An 18,308-nucleotide genomic window follows, 5' to 3' on the forward strand; every position below is an offset into this window, starting at 1 on the left:
AAGATGGAAGTCATTAAACGTAGTGGTGAAGTAGTAGAATTTGATCCAGATAAAATCTACCAAGCTGTTTTAAAAGCGGCTCAAACAGTCTATGTCTTAACGGATGATCTTCGCCAAAACTTGGCGCAAGTGACCAAGAAAGTTGTGATGGATCTGGAAGAAGCTAAAGTGGAACGTGCGACGATCAGCATGATCCAGTCAATGGTTGAACACCGCTTACTTGGCGCTGGTTATATTACCATTGCTGAACACTATATTTCTTATCGCTTGCAACGTGATTTGGAACGGAGTGGTTATGGAGATCACATCGCTGTTCACTTGCATTTTGAGCAAATTCGCTAAAATAAGAAACGAAGTTACAGATGTAGCTTCGTTTTTGTTTGTAAAAATGGGAAGCAGTTTTATAAAAGAAATACCGTATTTCATGGTATAATAGATAGGATTGAATTTTGAAAGGATTTCATTTCATGGCGATTATTCAATGGTTTCCTGGACATATGTCCAAAGCTAGAAGACAAGTACAGGAAAATTTAAAATTCGTGGATTTTGTAACGGTTCTGGTGGACGCTCGTTTGCCATTATCCAGTCAAAATCCCATGTTAACAAAAATTGTTGGTGACAAGCCTAAGTTGATGATTCTGAATAAGGTAGACTTGGCAGATCCTGTCGCAACAAAAGAATGGCAGGAGTATTTCGAATCTCAAGGAATCAAAACATTGGCTATCAACTCCAAAGAGCAGTCGACAGTCAAAAAAGTAACAGATGCGGCTAAGTCTTTGATGGCAGATAAAATTGCTCGCCAAAAGGAACGAGGGATTCAGATTGAAACGCTTCGAACAATGATTATTGGGATTCCCAACGCTGGGAAATCAACGCTGATGAATCGTTTAGCAGGGAAAAAGATTGCCGTAGTTGGAAATAAACCAGGTGTAACCAAGGGACAACAGTGGTTGAAAACCAATAAGGACCTCGAAATCTTGGATACCCCAGGGATTCTTTGGCCAAAATTTGAAGATGAAGATGTAGCTCTAAAATTAGCTTTAACGGGTGCCATTAAGGACCAGTTATTGCCTATGGATGAGGTGACTATTTTTGGTCTGGAGTATTTTAAATCTCACTATCCAAAAGAGTTGCAAGAACGGTATAAGCAAATGAATTTGGAGCAGGAAGCACCGGAAATCATCATGGAGATGACCCAACGCTTAGGCTTCCGAGATGATTACGATCGCTTTTACAGCTTGTTTGTCAAGGATGTACGAGATGGTCGTTTGGGTCGCTATACCCTTGATCGTGTAGGTGAAGTGGATGCCAACGATTAAAGAAGTCAAAGAGAGTTTGGCAACGATTGATAGGCTGGATCATCCCTTGTTTGAAGAGTTAATTTATGATGCTCGAGCGGGCGTTCAGTCGGCCATCAACAAACGAAAACGCGAACTCCAAAAGCAAGTTGAGGAAGACCTGCGTTTAGAAAAAATGCTCACCTATGAAAAAGAATTATATGCCCAAGGGATTCAGCTCATTGCAGGAGTGGATGAAGTGGGACGAGGCCCTTTGGCTGGGCCTGTCGTCGCTGCAGCTGTTATTTTGCCTAAAAATTGTAAAATTCCAGGTTTAAACGATAGCAAGAAAATTCCTAAATCTAAGCACCAGGCTATTTACCAAGCGGTTTTGGATCAGGCTATTTCGGTTGGTATTGGGGTAAAAGACAATCACGTCATTGATCAGGTAAATATCTATGAAGCGACGAAATTAGCTATGCTAGAGGCTATTCACGAATTGGACCCACAGCCTCAACATCTCTTGATCGATGCCATGAAATTGGATCTTCCTATTTCTCAGACCTCCATCATAAAGGGAGATGCTAATTCCTTGTCTATCGCGGCAGCTTCTATAGTAGCTAAGGTAACACGGGATCGAATGATGGCGGCATATGACCAAGAGTATCCAGGTTATGATTTTGCTCAGAATGCGGGCTATGGGACCACCAAGCATCTTGAAGGATTGGAAAAACAAGGGGTTAGTCCAATCCATCGCCGAAGCTTCGAACCCATTAAGTCCATGACTGATGTTGATTAGGAGGAGAAGAAAATGCTCTTAGCCTTTGATATCGGGGGAACCTTTATTAAATATGCCTTAGTCGATGAAGCCTATCAAGTGAGCGATTCCTCTAAAGTCCCGACACCAGATACTATTGAGGACTTTTGGGAAGCCCTCGAGCGCGTGATTTGCTCGTTCCAGAATCAAATTACAGGGATTGCCATCTCATGTCCAGGTGAAATCAATAGTCGACTTGGTTTTGTCTTTAAAGGTGGCCTAATTCCTTATTTGAGGAATATTCCTTTAGCTTCTCGTTTAAATAAGATGTTTCAAGTTCCTGTGACCGTCCTCAACGACGGAGATGCTGCGGGTTTGGCAGAAGCTCGAATTGGAAACCTCCAAGATTGTTACTGTGGTGCAACCTTTGTATTGGGAACTGGCGTAGGATTAGCCTTGACTTCCAATGGTTCTTTAATTTCTACTTTGCATCTCAAGGATTATCTTCGTTGGCCGAATCCAGAGGAGCCACCAACAACTCCAGAACAAAAACAATTTCAGAGAGAGATTTTGAAGCATGGGATTTCCAGTTTGGTTCAAAATTTAGGCTCAGCTGTCAACTTTGTAGCCCAAGCCAGCCAGCTCTTGCAACTGCCGGAAGAGGATGGCATCCAGGTTTTTGAAGCCCTTCACGCTGGTTATCATGGGGAGTTACAAGACTTATTTATTTCTTATTGTCGGGAAATTGCAATCCTGATCTATAATCTTCAGTCACTTGTTCGGCTTGAAAAAGTGACGATTGGTGGAGGAATTAGTAGCCAAGACCTTCTTTTAGAAGAAATCAACCATCAGTATAAATTGTTGTTTGAGGAAAGTAGTGAGCAACGATTTTCTTTACTAGAGATTCAAGCAGCTCGTTACCACAACTCAAGTAACCTTTTGGGGGCCGTTTGTCATTTTAATATTGTAGAAAATCATTAAAAAGTTCTATTTTTAGAGCTTTTTTTGTTTTCTTTTACGAATATTATAAATAGATAGTAGAAAATGAGGTTTACGAATGAACAAATATGAACTTTATAAATTAAAGGTTTCTGGCCTGTCTAATCTACAGGTTTTTAGCATTGTCAATTACTGGGAAATGAATGGGGAATGGCCTTCTTTAGAATTAATGGCAGAAATTGCAGGATGTCGCAATCAAACACTTTTTATGGAACGATATATTCGGATTGATGACAAGGTCTTGAGGGAAGAGTTCAAGGAGTTTGATTCGATATCCATTATGGATCCAGAATATCCTGAAGAACTTCTTTGGATGCATAATCCACCTGTTTTGTTGTTTTACTTAGGTAACATTGACCTTCTTAAACATCCAAAAATAGCAGTCGTGGGGAGTCGATCCTGCAGCCGCACAGGGATTCAATCTGTCGAAAAAATTATTAACGAGTTAAACAACGAATTGATTGTGGTGAGTGGATTAGCCAAGGGGATAGATGCTGCGGCTCATTATGCGGCTATTCGAAATGGAGGAAAAACAATTGGTGTGATTGGTACTGGGTTAGATGTCTTCTATCCTAGATCCAATAAACAGTTGCAGAAGTACATGAGTGGGAGCCATTTGGTTTTAACAGAATACGGTCCTGGCCAAGGCCCTCAAAAACACCATTTTCCAGAGCGTAATCGGATTATTGCTGGCCTTTCCAGAGCGGTGATTGTGGCAGAAGCGCGGATGCGGTCTGGGAGTCTGATCACCTGTGAGCGTGCCATGGAAGAAGGTCGTGATGTTTTCGCTATTCCAGGTTCTATATTGGATGGTCGTTCTGACGGTTGTCATCACCTCATTCAAGAAGGAGCAAAGCTTGTGACCAGTGGAAGAGATGTCCTAGATGAGTTTGAATTTTAAAATGAGTTTTCCTATAGGAGAACTTCATGGTTGACATCCCGAAAAAAATAGTTTACACTCTATGAGGTTTATTACAAAATAGAGGTAAAAAAGTGGCTACTAAAACAAAAAAGAAAACCACAACAGCTAAAAAGAATTTAGTCATTGTGGAGTCTCCTGCGAAAGCGAAGACAATTGAAAAATATCTTGGTAGAAATTATAAGGTCATGGCCAGTGTGGGGCATATTCGTGACTTGAAAAAATCTACCATGTCCATTGATTTTGATAACAATTATGAACCTGAATACATTAATATTCGCGGAAAAGGTCCTTTGATTAATGAATTGAAAAAAGAGGCTAAAAAGGCCAAACAAGTCTTTCTCGCAAGTGACCCGGACCGTGAAGGAGAAGCTATTTCTTGGCACTTGGCCCATATTCTTCAGTTGGATAAGGAAGATAAGAACCGTGTCGTTTTCAATGAAATTACTAAGGATGCGGTAAAAAATGCCTTTCAAGAACCCCGTAAGATTGATATGGATCTGGTAGATGCTCAACAAGCACGCCGTGTCTTGGACCGGATTGTAGGGTACTCGATTTCACCAATTCTATGGAAAAAGGTGAAAAAGGGACTTTCTGCTGGTCGGGTGCAGTCAGTTGCTCTTAAATTGATCATTGACCGGGAAGAAGAAATCAATGCCTTCCAACCAGAAGAATACTGGACAATTGATGGAACCTTTAAAAAGGGAACCAAGCAGTTTCAAGCCAATTTCTATGGAATGAATGGCAAGAAGATGAAACTTCAAAACCAGGAGGATGTGAAAGCTGTTCTTTCGCATCTCGATGGGAAAGAGTATATCGTTGAAAAAGTTGAGAAAAAGGAACGCAAACGCAATGCGCCCCTTCCTTACACAACTTCTTCTATGCAGATGGATGCGGCCAATAAGATTAACTTCCGTACTCGTAAGACCATGATGGTGGCTCAGCAGTTGTATGAAGGAATCAATATTGGATCAGGTGTTCAAGGTTTGATCACTTATATGCGTACGGACTCGACTCGGATTAGTCCAGTCGCTCAAAATGAAGCAGCTAGCTTTATCGTTGATCGATTTGGAGAGAAGTATTCCAAGCATGGAAGCCGGGTCAAAAATGCTTCTGGTGCCCAAGATGCCCACGAAGCCATTCGTCCTTCTAGTGTTTACAATACGCCTGAGAAAATTGCTAAGTACCTAGACAAGGATCAGCTCAAGCTCTACACCTTGATCTGGAACCGTTTTGTGGCTAGCCAGATGACAGCAGCTGTCTTTGACACTATGAATGTCCGTTTGGGGCAAAATGGGGTCCAATATACAGCGAATGGTAGTCAGGTGAAATTTGACGGTTATTTAGCGATTTACAATGATTCGGATAAGAACAAGATGCTACCGGATATGGAAGAAGGGGATACCGTCACTCAGGTCAATAGCAAACCTGAACAGCACTTTACCCAACCACCAGCCCGTTATTCTGAAGCGACCTTGATTAAGACGTTGGAAGAAAATGGAGTGGGACGTCCTTCAACTTATGCACCAACGATTGAGACCATTCAAAAACGCTATTACGTGAAGCTTGTAGCCAAACGCTTCGAGCCAACCGAGTTAGGGGAAATCGTCAATAAACTGATCGTTGAATTCTTCCCAGATATCGTCAACGTAACCTTTACTGCTGAGATGGAAGGGAAACTAGATGATGTCGAACTTGGGAAAGAGCAGTGGCAAAAGGTTATCGATTCCTTCTACCAACCATTTAAAAAAGAAGTAGCCAAGGCTGAAGAAGAGATGGAGAAAATTCAAATCAAGGATGAGGCGGCTGGTTTTGACTGCGAGGTTTGTGGAAGTCCCATGGTCATCAAATTAGGACGTTATGGTAAGTTCTATGCTTGTAGCAACTTCCCAGATTGTCGCCATACCCAAGCGATTGTCAAAGAAATTGGGGTGGAATGTCCAAACTGTCATCAGGGCCAAATCATCGAGCGTAAAACCAAACGGAACCGTATCTTCTATGGATGCAATCGCTACCCAGAATGTGAATTCACTTCTTGGGACAAGCCAATTGGCCGTGACTGTCCAAAATGTGGTCAGTATTTGGTTGAAAAGAAAGTACGTGGTGGTGGCAAGCAAGTTGTATGTAGCAATGGTGACTACGAAGAAGAAAAAGTGAAATAAGTTTTTAGAATGATTCGATGTCTATTATAACGGCAATTTTATTAAATGTCTGTTATAATAGACATTTTTACTTTTTTTCGTTATAATAGACATAAGGAGGTGGGCTTATGTATCTTGCTTTGATTGCAGATGTCATTGATTCTAAAATGGTTCAAGAACGTTTCAACCTGCAAAAACAGTTAGAAAAAGCGCTTCGAAAGATGAATGAACTATTTGGAGATTATTTGGCATCCTGTTTTACCTTGACCCTGGGCGATGAGTTTCAGGCACTTTTAAAAGTGGATGCTCCAGTTTTTCAAATCATCGATACCCTGCGTTCAGAACTAACCCCGACTCAACTACGTTTTGGTATCGGACTTGGAGAGATTGTAACAGCTATTGATCCCTTGCAAAGTATTGGGGCAGATGGTCCAGCCTATTGGAACGCACGCGCGGCCATCAATCTGGTTCATCAGAAAAATGACTACGGCAATACCCAGATTTATTTTTCAAGCGGGAACGACAGCAAGGACTTATTGGTGAACGCCCTCATTGCTTCAGGAGAAGCCATTCGTTCGGGTTGGCGTGGCAGTCAGGAAGAAATCCTGCTAGATCTTCTTAAGAGATTTGTATACAGTGAGAATTTTAGTCAGCAAGACTTAGCTCAATCACTAGATATCAATCCAAGCGCACTGTCTAAACGCTTAAAGAGTAGTAGTATTCGTGTGTATTTACGGGGGAGAGCAGCTGCCCTTGCTAGTATACAAGCTCTAGCGAAAGGAGAGGCTTATGACCGGATTGTCTAGTATTGTAATGAGTCCATACTTGATTCTTTTGTTGATTTGTCATTTGTTATCGGATTATTATTTTCAAAGTCAAAAGATGGCGGATCGCAAGGATCGTGATAAGAAGGTTCTAGGCCTTCATATTCTCTATGTAGCTCTTCCCCTAATCGTCGTTTCCCTCTGTCACCTGGACCTATGGTGGATTTGCTTGATCATTTTGCTGACTCATGCAGGTATTGATTACAGCAAGCCTTGGGTGCAAAAACAATGGAAATTAACAAACTCATGGGCTTTTGCGCTGGATCAATTCTTGCATGTCGGTATCATCATTATTTTGGTCTTCTTGGGAGTAAAAAATAACACGACCTACCTGTCTGCTGATATCTTAAAGCTGATCTTTTATGTCCTCCTGGTGGGAAAACCGACCAATATAGTCTTTAAAATTCTCTTTGCCAAGTACCAGCCGACGATGGAGGATAAAATGGATACTATCACTGGGGCTGGTTCCATGATTGGTTTTTTAGAGCGGTTGATTATCGGCGCCTGTCTTGTGTATGGACAATTTGCTTCTATCGGCCTAGTCTTTACAGCCAAATCCATCGCTCGCTACAATAAAATTTCGGAGAACCCAGCCTTCGCGGAATATTACTTGATTGGGTCTTTATTCAGTATTCTATCTGCCCTCTTAGCAGCCTGGTTGTGTTTATAAGAAAACAACTAACAGTCGATAGACCAGACAGGAAGGATTAGCCTCCCTGTCTTTTTTATGCCCTTTTTGGTATAATGGACCAAGTATCAATTTAGAAAGATTTGTGGGTGTCAAACAGTCCAGATAGTTGTTTTGATGTGAACTTAGGTTCCACCCAAAGAGGTATTAGTGTCATGTCTCAATCTTATATCAATGTTATCGGTGCGGGCCTTGCTGGCTCGGAAGCAGCTTACCAGATTGCCCAACAGGGAATTCCTGTGAAGCTCTATGAAATGCGTGGAGTCAAATCCACTCCGCAACACAAAACAGACAACTTTGCTGAGCTAGTTTGTTCGAACTCTCTTCGTGGGGATTCGTTAACCAATGCTGTTGGTCTCCTCAAGGAAGAAATGCGTCGTCTTGGTTCTGTCATTCTGGAGGCAGCTGAAGCGACTCGAGTGCCGGCCGGTGGAGCACTCGCTGTGGATCGCGAAGGCTTTGCTAAGCGAGTAACAGAGAAGGTGTCCCAACACCCTCTGATTGAAGTGATTCGCGATGAAATCACGGAATTACCGACGGATGCTATCACAGTGGTCGCAACGGGTCCTCTAACTAGTGATGCTTTGGCTAAAAAGATTCATGAGCTTAACGGAGGGGATGGCTTCTACTTTTACGATGCAGCAGCTCCTATCATCGATGTCAATACAGTTGATATGAGTAAGATTTATCTCAAGTCACGTTATGACAAAGGAGAAGCAGCTTATCTCAACTGTCCAATGACCAAACAAGAGTTTATGGATTTCCATGAGGCTTTGGTCAATGCGGAAGAAGCCCCGCTTAACTCTTTTGAAAAAGAAAAGTATTTCGAAGGTTGTATGCCAATTGAAGTCATGGCTAAACGAGGTATTAAAACCATGCTCTATGGTCCGATGAAGCCAGTTGGACTCGAGTATCCGGATGACTACAAAGGGCCTCGGGATGGGGAGTTCAAGACACCATACGCAGTCGTTCAGTTACGCCAAGACAATGCGGCTGCTAGCCTTTACAATATCGTCGGTTTCCAAACGCATCTCAAATGGGGCGAACAAAAACGGGTCTTCCAAATGATCCCTGGTTTGGAAAATGCGGAATTTGTGAGATATGGAGTCATGCACCGCAATTCTTACATGGACTCTCCAAATCTCCTTGAGCAGACTTACCGTTCTAAGAAACAACCAAACCTCTTCTTTGCAGGTCAAATGACAGGAGTAGAGGGCTATGTTGAATCTGCAGCTTCAGGTTTAGTTGCCGGGATTAATGCGGCACGTCTCTTCAAAGGTGAGGAAGCAGCCGTTTTCCCAGAAACAACAGCCATCGGAAGTTTAGCTCACTATATTACCCATGCCGATAGCAAGCATTTCCAGCCAATGAATGTTAACTTTGGAATTATCAAAGAGCTAGATGGTCCACGCATTCGGGATAAAAAGGAACGTTACGAGAAAATTGCCGAACGTTCTTTACAAGATCTGGCAAGATTTATTGGAAAATAAAGTCAATCAATGAAAAAGTTTGGAGAAATCCATACTTTTTCTTATAAAAATGGTATAATAAATAAAAATTTAGAATATAGAGAGTTTTCTGACAATGAATAAATCCTATTTTTATTTAGAGATGAAGACACACGAGTTGAAAGTGCCTTATACCGGAAAACTCCGTCGTGTGCGAGTCTTATTACCTAAAAATTATGAAACAGATACTGATCGACGCTACCCTGTCGTTTATTTCCATGATGGACAGAATGTCTTCTATAGTAAGGAAGCCTATGTAGGTCACTCTTGGAAGGTCATTCCAGCCATCAAGCGAAATCCAGACATTAGTCGCATGATTGTTGTTGCCATTGATAATGATGGCTTGCAACGGATGAACGAATACTCTGCCTGGAAGTACAAGGAATCCAATATTCCTGGTATGCAATTTGGTGGCAAGGGCGTCGAGTATGGGGAGTTTGTCATGGATGTGGTCAAACCTTTTATCGATCAAGAATATCGCACTCTTGCTGATCGAGAACATACAGCTATGATTGGATCTTCGTTAGGAGGTAACATCACACAATTTTTGGGCCTAGAATACCAAGATCAAATCGGTTGTCTGGGAGTCTTCTCCTCTGCCAACTGGTTGCATCAAGAAGCCTTTGATCGCTATATCGAGCGTAAGAACTTGTATCCGGATCAACGTATATACATCTATGTAGGGACTGAAGAGGCAGATGATACTGATAAAACGTTAATGGCTGGGAATATCAAGCAAGCCTATATCGACTCATCCCTTCGGTACTATCATGATGTTATTCAACAAGGTGTTGCTTTAGAAAATATCGCCATTCGGATTCAATCTGGGGCGATCCACCATGAAGAAGCCTGGGCTGAACATCTACCAGAATGTCTTCGCTTTTTGGCAGAAAAATGGGATTAATAAACTTAAAATAAACATATAAAGAGAAAGAGGGAACTTATGAATATTGAACATTTAAGCCACTGGAGTGGCCAACTTAACCGTGAAATGTATCTGAATCGTTATGGACAAGCGGGGATTCCTATTGTGGTCTTCGCTTCATCTGGTGGAAGCCATAATGAGTACTATGACTTCGGTATGATTGATGCTTGTGCTCAGTTTATCGAAGAAGGGCGTGTTCAATTTTTCACCCTTTCAAGTGTCGATAGTGAGAGCTGGCTTTGTGATTGGAAAAACCCTCACGATCGTGCAGAGATGCATCGTGCCTATGAACGCTATGTTATTGAAGAGGCAATTCCTTTCATCAAGCACAAAACAGGTTGGTTTGACCCAATGATGACAACCGGCTGCTCAATGGGAGCTTACCACGCTCTCAATTTCTTCTTGCAACACCCAGATGTCTTCAACAAAGTCATTGCCTTGAGTGGTATCTATGATGCTCGTTTCTTTGTTGGTGAGTTTGGAGGAGATGAAGCAATTTACCAAAACTCTCCGTCTGACTATATTTGGCATCAAAATGACGGTTGGTTTATCGACCGTTACCGTCAGGCGGAAATTGTCATCTGTACCGGTCTTGGCGCTTGGGAACAGGATGGACTTCCATCCTTCTATAAATTGAAGGAAGCCTTTGATCACAAAAATATCCCTGCTTGGTTTGCAGAGTGGGGGCACGATGTAGCTCATGATTGGGACTGGTGGCGGAAACAAATGCCCTATTTCTTAGGTCAGATGTATTTATAAGTCAAAAGGGAGGAGACGTCTATGAATTATCTTGTTATTTCACCTTATTATCCACAAAATTTCCAGCAATTCACCATTGAGTTGGCCAACAAAGGAATCACTGTATTAGGAATTGGCCAAGAGCCTTACGAGCAGTTAGATGAACCATTGCGCAACAGTTTGACAGAGTATTTCCGTGTAGAAAATATGGAAGACTTGGATGAAGTGAAGCGTGCAGCTGCCTTTCTCTTCTATAAACATGGCCCAATCGATCGCATCGAATCTCACAATGAATACTGGTTGGAATTGGATGCGGCACTTCGTGAGCAATTCAATGTCTTTGGGGCCAAACCAAAAGATTTAAAGAAAACCAAGTTTAAATCAGAAATGAAGAAACTCTTCAAGAAAGCAGGAGTTCCTGTCGTTCCTGGTGCTGTGGTCAAAGCGGAAAAAGATATCGACAAGGCTGTGAAGAAGATTGGTTTGCCATTGATTGCCAAGCCTGATAACGGAGTAGGTGCGGCAGCAACCTTTAAAATTGAAACTCCAGAAGATGTAAATCGTTTCAAAGCTGAATGGGATGGACATACAGAGTATTTCTTTGAAAAATTCGTTACTTCTAGTGAAATCTGTACCTTTGATGGTTTAGTTGATCGAGATGGAAACATTGTCTTTTCAACTACTTTTGACTATGCCTATACACCACTTGACTTGATGCTCTACAAGATGGACAACTCTTATTATGTCCTCAAAGAGATGGATCCAAAATTGCGTCAGTACGGTGAAGCTATTGTCAAAGCTTTTGGTATGAAGGAGCGGTTCTTCCATATTGAGTTTTTCCGTGATGGGGATGACTATATTGCGATTGAGTACAATAACCGACCTGCAGGAGGCTTTACGATTGATGTTTACAATTACGCTCACTCTATCGACTTGTACCGTGGGTATGCAGCTATTGTAGCAGGAGAACCTTTCCCAGCTTCTGAATTTGAACCTCTTTATTGCTTGGCAACTTCACGCCGTGCTAATGCAGCCTATGTCCTTTCAGAGGAAGAAGTCTTGGCTAAATACCAGCACCAATTCCGAGTGAAGAAGATCATGCCTGCAGCTTTTGCGGAGCTTCAAGGGGACTATCTCTACATGTTAACAACTCCAAGTCGTGAGGAATTGGAACAAATGATTCGTGACTTTGGTCAACGAGCTGAATAAAAGCGAGCCGATAGGTCTTTTCCTATCGGTTTTTTTATTCCTAAGTATCAATATTTTCTCAATATATGACTTTGTGAATCTTTTATATAACAGTTGAAAAACTCTATTACACCAATGTTCTATAGAGTTTGATTTGTGAAGATAATTGAGCATTTTTTTTGACAGTGCTTTCAATTTTGGATAAAATGAAAGAGAATGAATAAATGCTAAGAAAGGCGAAATAATGGCAACATTAGATAAAAGTCTCTTATTGGAAATGTTCCGTAAAATGGAAGAAATCCGTCGCATGGACTTAAAAATTGCACAGTTAGTAAAAAAAGGAAAAGTGCCGGGAATGACGCACTTTTCTGTTGGTGAAGAAGCAGCCAACGTTGGAGCAATGCTAGCTTTGAACGAGGACGACCTGCTCACTTCAAACCACCGTGGTCACGGACAAGCGATCGCTAAAGGGATCGACCTGAATGGAATGATGGCTGAAATCCTTGGCAAGTATACTGGTACTTGTAAAGGGAAGGGTGGCTCTATGCATATTGCCGACCTTGATGCCGGTAACCTCGGTGCCAACGGTATCGTCGGTGGCGGTATGGGAATTGCAGTAGGGGCTGCCCTTACTCAACAAATGCATAAAACTGGAAAAATTGTTGTCTGCTTCTTTGGTGATGGCGCAACCAACGAAGGTGTCTTCCACGAAGCGGTCAATATGGCTTCAATCTGGAATCTTCCCGTGATCTTCTACTGTATTAATAATGGTTATGGGATCTCTGCTGACATCAAGAAAATGACCAATGTGGAGCACATCCATGAGCGTAGTGCTGCTTACGGCATTCCTGGAATGTTTATTCCTGATGGAAACAACGTTATTGATGTCTATGAAGGATTCCAAAAAGCTGTTGAACATGTCCGTTCTGGTAAAGGTCCTGTCTTGATCGAAAGTGTCACCTATCGTTGGCTTGGACACTCTTCATCTGACCCTGGTAAATACCGGACTCGTGAAGAAGTCGAAGAGTGGAAGAAGAAAGATCCGATTGAAAACCTTCGCAAGTATCTCCTTGAAAATGAAATTGCGAGCGCAGAAGAATTGGATCAGATTCAAGAAGAAGTGAAAGAAGCAGTTGAAGCTTCAGTGAAATTTGCGGAAGAAAGCCCATTCCCTCCACTTGAATCAGCTTTCGAAGATATTTACGCAGACTAAGGGGGAGTAGAGAATTATGGAAACAAAATTAATGTCTTTCCGCGATACCATTATCCTTGCTATGTCTGAGGAAATGCGTCGCGACGAAAATGTATTGTTGGTGGGGGAAGATGTCGGAGTTTTCGGTGGAGACTTCGGAACTTCCGTAGGAATGCTAGAGGAATTCGGTCCAGAACGTGTTCGTGATTGTCCGATTTCTGAGGCTGCTATCTCAGGTGCAGCAGCTGGAGCAGCCATGACCGGACTTCGTCCAATCGTTGATATGACCTTCATGGATTTCTCGGTGATTGCCATGGATGCTATCGTCAACCAAGCTGCTAAGACTCGCTACATGTTTGGTGGAAAAGGGCAAGTGCCGATGACTGTCCGTTGTGCAGCTGGTAACGGAGTTGGATCTGCAGCTCAACACTCCCAATCTTTGGAATCATGGTTTACCCATATTCCTGGTTTAAAAGTTGTTGCTCCAGGAACTCCAGCTGATATGAAAGGACTTCTCAAGTCTTCTATCCGTGACAACAACCCAGTGATCATTCTTGAATATAAATCAGAATTCAACCAAAAGGGTGAAGTGCCTGTAGATCCTGATTATACCATTCCACTTGGTGTCGGCGAAATCAAACGTGAAGGAACGGATGTCACTGTTGTAACCTACGGAAAAATGCTTCGTCGCGTGATGCAAGCAGCTGAAGAATTGGCTGAAGAAGGCATTTCAGTAGAAGTAGTAGACCCACGAACTTTGGTTCCGCTTGATAAAGAAATCATCATTAACTCTGTCAAGAAAACAGGAAAAGTAGTCCTTGTCAATGACGCCCACAAAACAAGTGGTTATATCGGTGAAATCTCAGCTATTATTTCTGAATCAGAAGCATTTGATTATTTGGATGCACCTATCCGTCGTTGTGCGGGGGAAGATGTACCAATGCCTTACGCGCAAAACCTTGAAAATGCAATGATTCCAACAGTTGAAAGCATCAAAGATGCCATCCGTAAAACCTACAACAAAGAATAATACATAAAATAAATTATGTAACTAGCAATAATTCAGACGAAGAAACTTTGTATCTAATGATGCAAAGTTCTCTGCGTCCTTAATATCTTATAATAGAATAGGAGAGGTCATGGCTGACGATAAGCTAAGAGCGACTCCTGCGGCTAGAAAATTAGCGGATGATCTAGGGATCAACCTCTATGATGTTTCTGGTTCAGGCGCAAACGGTCGTGTCCACAAAGAAGACGTGGAAACATATAAAGACACAAATGTGGTTCGCATTTCACCACTTGCAAAACGAATTGCTTTAGAACACAATATTGCTTGGCAAGAAATTCAAGGAACTGGTCATCGTGGTAAGATCATGAAGAAGGATGTTCTTGCTTTCCTTCCTGAGAATATTGAGAAGGATACCATTAAGTCGCCTGCTCAAATTGAGAAGGTGGAAGAAGTTCCTGATAATGTTACACCTTATGGTGAGATCGAGCGCATTCCGATGACACCAATGCGTAAGGTGATTGCGCAACGGATGGTGGAATCTTACTTGACAGCACCAACCTTTACATTGAACTATGACGTCGATATGTCTCAAATGTTGGCGCTTCGTAAGAAGGTATTGGATCCAATCATGGAAGCAACTGGTAAGAAAGTCACTGTAACAGATTTGCTTTCTCTTGCAGTTGTTAAGACCTTGATGAAACACCCATACATCAATGCGTCATTGACGGAGGATGGCAAAACCATCATCACTCACAACTATGTCAACTTGGCTATGGCGGTTGGGATGGACAATGGCTTGATGACACCGGTTGTCTATAACGCAGAAAAGATGACCTTGTCAGAATTGGTGGTAGCCTTTAAGGATGTTATCGGACGTACTTTGGACGGTAAGTTAGCTCCAAGTGAATTGCAAAATTCAACCTTTACCATCAGTAACTTGGGAATGTTTGGTGTTCAATCATTTGGACCGATTATCAACCAACCAAACTCAGCCATCCTTGGGGTTAGCGCAACTGTTGAAAAACCAGTTGTTGTGAATGGTGAAATCGTCATTCGTCCAATCATGAGCTTGGGATTGACCATTGACCACCGCGTTGTCGATGGTATGGCTGGTGCCAAATTCATGAAAGACTTGAAAGCCTTGATTGAAGACCCGATTTCAATGTTGGTCTAATCAACGAAAGATAATAGAAACAAGAAAAAGAGGGAAATAAAATGGCCTTAGAAGTAATTATGCCAAAAGCCGGCGTAGATATGACCGAAGGACAAATCGTTCAGTGGAATAAAAAAGTCGGCGAATTTGTAAAAGAAGGAGAAGTTCTCCTTGAAATCATGACAGATAAAGTCAGCATGGAATTGGAAGCTGAAGAAGATGGCTACTTGATTGCTATCTTGAAAGGTGACGGCGAGACTGTTCCTGTAACAGAAGTAATCGGATACCTTGGTGAAGAAGGAGAAAACATCCCAACAGCTGGAGCAGCACCAGAAGCGAGTCCAGCGCCAGCCGCAGCAAGTGCTTCAAACGATGACAATAAGAGCGATGATGCTTATGATATCGTAGTAATCGGTGGTGGTCCTGCTGGTTACGTATCAGCTATCAAGGCAGCTCAATTGGGTGGTAAGGTTGCCCTTGTTGAGAAATCTGAACTTGGTGGAACTTGCTTGAACCGCGGATGTATCCCAACTAAGACTTACCTTCACAACGCTGAAATTATCGAAAATATCGGCCATGCTGCAAATCGTGGTATCGTAATTGAAAACCCTAACTTCACTGTTGATATGGACAAGGTTCTTGAAACCAAGAACAAGGTCGTCAATACTTTAGTTGGCGGTGTTGCAGGACTTCTTCGTAGCTATGGTGTTGATGTTCATAAGGGTATCGGTACCATTACGAAAGATAAGAATGTCTTGGTAAATGGTTCTGAATTACTTGAAACTAAGAAAATCATCCTTGCTGGTGGTTCAAAAGTTAGCAAGATTAACGTTCCTGGTATGGAATCATCACTTGTAATGACCAGTGATGATATCTTGGATATGAACGAAGTCCCAGAAAGTCTCGTGATCATCGGTGGTGGGGTTGTCGGTATCGAACTTGGTCAAGCTTTCATGACCTTTGGTTCAAAAGTTACTGTTATTGAAATGATGGACCGCATTGTTCCAGCTATGGATGCGGAAGTATCTAAGAACCTTCGCTTGATCCTTGAACGCAAGGGGATGACCATCTTGACTGATACCAAACTGCAAGAAATCATTGAAGAAGATGGCAAACTCCGTATCAAGGTGGAAGGCAAAGACGATATCATCGCGAACAAGGCTCTTCTTTCAATCGGTCGTGTTCCAGATCTTGAAGGAATCGGTGACGTTGAGTTTGAATTAGACCGTGGTCGGATCAAGGTCAATGAATACATGGAAACATCTGTTCCAGGTATCTATGCGCCAGGTGATATCAATGGTACCAAGATGTTGGCCCACGCTGCTTTCCGTATGGGTGAAGTAGCAGCTGAAAATGCTCTTAAAGGGAACCACGCTGTTGCCAAATTGAACTTGACTCCTGCAGCCATCTACACACTTCCAGAAGTAGCAGCAGTTGGTTTGACAGAAGAACAAGCTCGTGAAAAATACGATGTTCAAATTGGTAAATTCAACTTTGCAGCTAACGGTCGTGCCATTGCGTCAGATGCAGCTCAAGGCTTTGTTAAGGTCATTGCAGACAAGAAATATGGTGAAGTTCTTGGGGTTCACATCATTGGTCCAGCAGCAGCTGAATTGATCAACGAAGCTTCAACCATCATTGAGATGGAAATCACTGTAGAAGAAATGCTCAAGACTATCCATGGTCACCCAACCTTCTCAGAAGTGATGTACGAAGCTTTTGCGGATGTACTTGGATTGGCAGTTCACTCACCTAAGAAGAAATAATATTATTCTTTCAACTAAATTTTCTTAAAGTAGTACGGACGGCAGCGACCTCTTAAGAGTTCCATGCCTAAAAATTGAGCCTTTTGTCTCAATTTTTCCGAGAAATGTAACGATAACTCGTTACATTTCTTTTTACTACTTCAGAAAATTCAAGTACAATTTAACTATTTCTGTCTGGCACTCATCATACTATGAGTAGGATTAATAAAAAGAATTTTTGGAATTACTATGAAATACATTATTAATTATTCAAATGATACTGCTTTTAATATTGCTTTAGAAGAGTATGCCTTTAAGCATCTATTGGATGAGGATCAAATCTTCCTTCTCTGGATTAACAAACCATCAATCATCGTTGGTCGTCACCAAAATACTATCGAAGAAATTAACCGTGACTACGTTCGGGAGCATGGTATTGAAGTCGTTCGCCGGATCAGTGGTGGTGGGGCTGTTTACCATGATTTGAACAACCTTAACTATACCATCATCTCTAAAGAAGATGAAAATAAGGCTTTTGACTTCAAGAGCTTTTCAACTCCGGTCATCAATACCTTGGCTCAGCTTGGAGTTAAGGCTGAATTCACGGGTCGTAACGATTTGGAAATTGACGGTAAGAAATTCTGTGGGAATGCTCAAGCCTACATCAATGGACGGATCATGCACCATGGTTGCCTTCTCTTTGACGTTGATTTGTCTGTCCTTGCCAATGCTCTCAAGGTATCTAAAGACAAGTTTGAGTCTAAAGGGGTTAAATCAGTTCGTGCTCGTGTCACCAATATTATCGACGAGTTGCCAGAAAAAATCACGGTTGAAGAGTTCCGTGACCTGCTTCTGGACTACATGAAGAAAGAATATCCTGAAATGACGGAGTATGTCTTCTCAGATGAAGAATTGGCTGAGATCAACCGTATTAAGGAAACCAAGTTCGGTACCTGGGATTGGAACTATGGGAAGTCCCCTGAATACAATATCCGTCGTGGCACTAAATTCCCTAGCGGTAAGGTTGAAATCTTCGCTAACGTTATTGAATCAAAAATCCAAGACATCAAGATCTATGGAGACTTCTTCGGTATCGAAGACGTAGCAGCAGTAGAAGATGTCCTTCGTGGTGTCAAATACGAACGCGAAGACGTTCTCAAAGCCCTTCAAACTATTAACCTAGGTCGCTACTTCGCAGGAATCACTGCAGAAGAAATTGCTGAGGCTGTGGTGGAATAAAGTAAA

17 protein-coding genes are annotated in these 18,308 nt (G+C 42.1%); all 17 read left to right on the top strand.

All coding sequences use genetic code 11. From position 1 onward, the window contains the following. Positions 1-3: 3 nt before the first annotated feature. Positions 4-342 carry an ATP cone domain-containing protein gene (locus DW738_RS02455; protein WP_006597242.1) on the top strand — a complete coding sequence of 113 codons (339 nt, stop codon included), beginning with the start codon at positions 4-6 and terminating at the stop codon, positions 340-342. A 125-nt stretch (positions 343-467) separates the two neighbouring features. Beyond that, positions 468-1,319: a ribosome biogenesis GTPase YlqF gene (ylqF, locus tag DW738_RS02460; RefSeq protein ID WP_006597240.1), complete on the top strand. Its 852-nt coding sequence runs from the start codon at positions 468-470 to the stop codon at positions 1,317-1,319. Beyond that, positions 1,306-2,076, top strand: coding sequence for a ribonuclease HII (locus DW738_RS02465; RefSeq protein WP_123160225.1), 771 nt, complete (start codon positions 1,306-1,308; stop codon positions 2,074-2,076). Before ylqF ends, DW738_RS02465 begins: the two co-directional genes overlap by 14 nt. Positions 2,077-2,088: 12 nt before the next feature. Further along, positions 2,089-3,015: an ROK family protein gene (locus DW738_RS02470; protein ID WP_123160226.1), complete on the top strand. Its 927-nt coding sequence runs from the start codon at positions 2,089-2,091 to the stop codon at positions 3,013-3,015. Positions 3,016-3,091: 76 nt separating this feature from the next. Then, a complete protein-coding gene (dprA, locus tag DW738_RS02475) occupies positions 3,092-3,934 on the top strand; it encodes a DNA-processing protein DprA (RefSeq protein WP_123160227.1) in 843 nt (280 codons plus the stop codon). 92 nt (positions 3,935-4,026) lie between these two features. Next, the gene (gene topA, locus DW738_RS02480) at positions 4,027-6,114 is read left to right on the top strand and encodes a type I DNA topoisomerase (RefSeq protein WP_023026804.1); all 2,088 of its coding nucleotides are present in this window, start codon (positions 4,027-4,029) and stop codon (positions 6,112-6,114) included. Positions 6,115-6,221: 107 nt separating this feature from the next. Continuing rightward, positions 6,222-6,899, top strand: a complete 678-nt coding sequence (locus DW738_RS02485) for a SatD family protein (RefSeq protein ID WP_123160228.1) — start codon at positions 6,222-6,224, stop codon at positions 6,897-6,899. Continuing rightward, positions 6,883-7,587, top strand: coding sequence for a DUF3307 domain-containing protein (locus DW738_RS02490; protein ID WP_123160229.1), 705 nt, complete (start codon positions 6,883-6,885; stop codon positions 7,585-7,587). Before DW738_RS02485 ends, DW738_RS02490 begins: the two co-directional genes overlap by 17 nt. A gap of 173 nt (positions 7,588-7,760) precedes the next feature. Then, the gene (gene trmFO, locus DW738_RS02495) at positions 7,761-9,095 is read left to right on the top strand and encodes a methylenetetrahydrofolate--tRNA-(uracil(54)-C(5))-methyltransferase (FADH(2)-oxidizing) TrmFO (protein WP_165852119.1); all 1,335 of its coding nucleotides are present in this window, start codon (positions 7,761-7,763) and stop codon (positions 9,093-9,095) included. Positions 9,096-9,189: 94 nt separating this feature from the next. After that, entirely contained in the window at positions 9,190-10,017 is an 828-nt protein-coding gene (locus DW738_RS02500; protein WP_023023215.1) for an alpha/beta hydrolase, read from the top strand. Positions 10,018-10,056: 39 nt separating this feature from the next. After that, complete coding sequence (locus DW738_RS02505) at positions 10,057-10,797, top strand: alpha/beta hydrolase-fold protein (protein ID WP_123160230.1); 741 nt, start codon at positions 10,057-10,059, stop codon at positions 10,795-10,797. A 21-nt stretch (positions 10,798-10,818) separates the two neighbouring features. After that, complete coding sequence (locus tag DW738_RS02510; protein WP_123160231.1) at positions 10,819-11,985, top strand: ATP-grasp domain-containing protein; 1,167 nt, start codon at positions 10,819-10,821, stop codon at positions 11,983-11,985. Between the two features lie 223 nt (positions 11,986-12,208). Then, positions 12,209-13,177: a thiamine pyrophosphate-dependent dehydrogenase E1 component subunit alpha gene (locus DW738_RS02515; RefSeq protein WP_023026809.1), complete on the top strand. Its 969-nt coding sequence runs from the start codon at positions 12,209-12,211 to the stop codon at positions 13,175-13,177. A 16-nt stretch (positions 13,178-13,193) separates the two neighbouring features. Further along, the gene (locus DW738_RS02520; protein WP_123160232.1) at positions 13,194-14,186 is read left to right on the top strand and encodes an alpha-ketoacid dehydrogenase subunit beta; all 993 of its coding nucleotides are present in this window, start codon (positions 13,194-13,196) and stop codon (positions 14,184-14,186) included. Between the two features lie 109 nt (positions 14,187-14,295). Beyond that, on the top strand, positions 14,296-15,339 hold the full coding sequence (locus tag DW738_RS02525; protein ID WP_023026811.1) for a dihydrolipoamide acetyltransferase: 1,044 nt from the start codon (positions 14,296-14,298) through the stop codon (positions 15,337-15,339). 41 nt (positions 15,340-15,380) lie between these two features. Next, on the top strand, positions 15,381-17,084 hold the full coding sequence (gene lpdA, locus DW738_RS02530; RefSeq protein WP_123160233.1) for a dihydrolipoyl dehydrogenase: 1,704 nt from the start codon (positions 15,381-15,383) through the stop codon (positions 17,082-17,084). A 228-nt stretch (positions 17,085-17,312) separates the two neighbouring features. Further along, positions 17,313-18,302, top strand: coding sequence for a lipoate--protein ligase (locus DW738_RS02535; protein ID WP_070465922.1), 990 nt, complete (start codon positions 17,313-17,315; stop codon positions 18,300-18,302). Positions 18,303-18,308 lie beyond the last annotated feature (6 nt).

Source organism: Streptococcus sp. AM28-20 (assembly GCF_003603595.1).
Lineage (GTDB): Bacteria > Bacillota > Bacilli > Lactobacillales > Streptococcaceae > Streptococcus > Streptococcus ilei.

Coding starts and splice junctions, on each gene's coding strand:
- DW738_RS02455 (WP_006597242.1), top strand. CDS start 4: ATGGAAGTCATTAAACGTAGTGGTGAAGTAGTAGAATTTGATCCAGAT.
- ylqF (WP_006597240.1), top strand. CDS start 468: ATGGCGATTATTCAATGGTTTCCTGGACATATGTCCAAAGCTAGAAGA.
- DW738_RS02465 (WP_123160225.1), top strand. CDS start 1,306: ATGCCAACGATTAAAGAAGTCAAAGAGAGTTTGGCAACGATTGATAGG.
- DW738_RS02470 (WP_123160226.1), top strand. CDS start 2,089: ATGCTCTTAGCCTTTGATATCGGGGGAACCTTTATTAAATATGCCTTA.
- dprA (WP_123160227.1), top strand. CDS start 3,092: ATGAACAAATATGAACTTTATAAATTAAAGGTTTCTGGCCTGTCTAAT.
- DW738_RS02485 (WP_123160228.1), top strand. CDS start 6,222: ATGTATCTTGCTTTGATTGCAGATGTCATTGATTCTAAAATGGTTCAA.
- DW738_RS02490 (WP_123160229.1), top strand. CDS start 6,883: ATGACCGGATTGTCTAGTATTGTAATGAGTCCATACTTGATTCTTTTG.
- trmFO (WP_165852119.1), top strand. CDS start 7,761: ATGTCTCAATCTTATATCAATGTTATCGGTGCGGGCCTTGCTGGCTCG.
- DW738_RS02500 (WP_023023215.1), top strand. CDS start 9,190: ATGAATAAATCCTATTTTTATTTAGAGATGAAGACACACGAGTTGAAA.
- DW738_RS02505 (WP_123160230.1), top strand. CDS start 10,057: ATGAATATTGAACATTTAAGCCACTGGAGTGGCCAACTTAACCGTGAA.
- DW738_RS02510 (WP_123160231.1), top strand. CDS start 10,819: ATGAATTATCTTGTTATTTCACCTTATTATCCACAAAATTTCCAGCAA.
- DW738_RS02515 (WP_023026809.1), top strand. CDS start 12,209: ATGGCAACATTAGATAAAAGTCTCTTATTGGAAATGTTCCGTAAAATG.
- DW738_RS02520 (WP_123160232.1), top strand. CDS start 13,194: ATGGAAACAAAATTAATGTCTTTCCGCGATACCATTATCCTTGCTATG.
- DW738_RS02525 (WP_023026811.1), top strand. CDS start 14,296: ATGGCTGACGATAAGCTAAGAGCGACTCCTGCGGCTAGAAAATTAGCG.
- lpdA (WP_123160233.1), top strand. CDS start 15,381: ATGGCCTTAGAAGTAATTATGCCAAAAGCCGGCGTAGATATGACCGAA.
- DW738_RS02535 (WP_070465922.1), top strand. CDS start 17,313: ATGAAATACATTATTAATTATTCAAATGATACTGCTTTTAATATTGCT.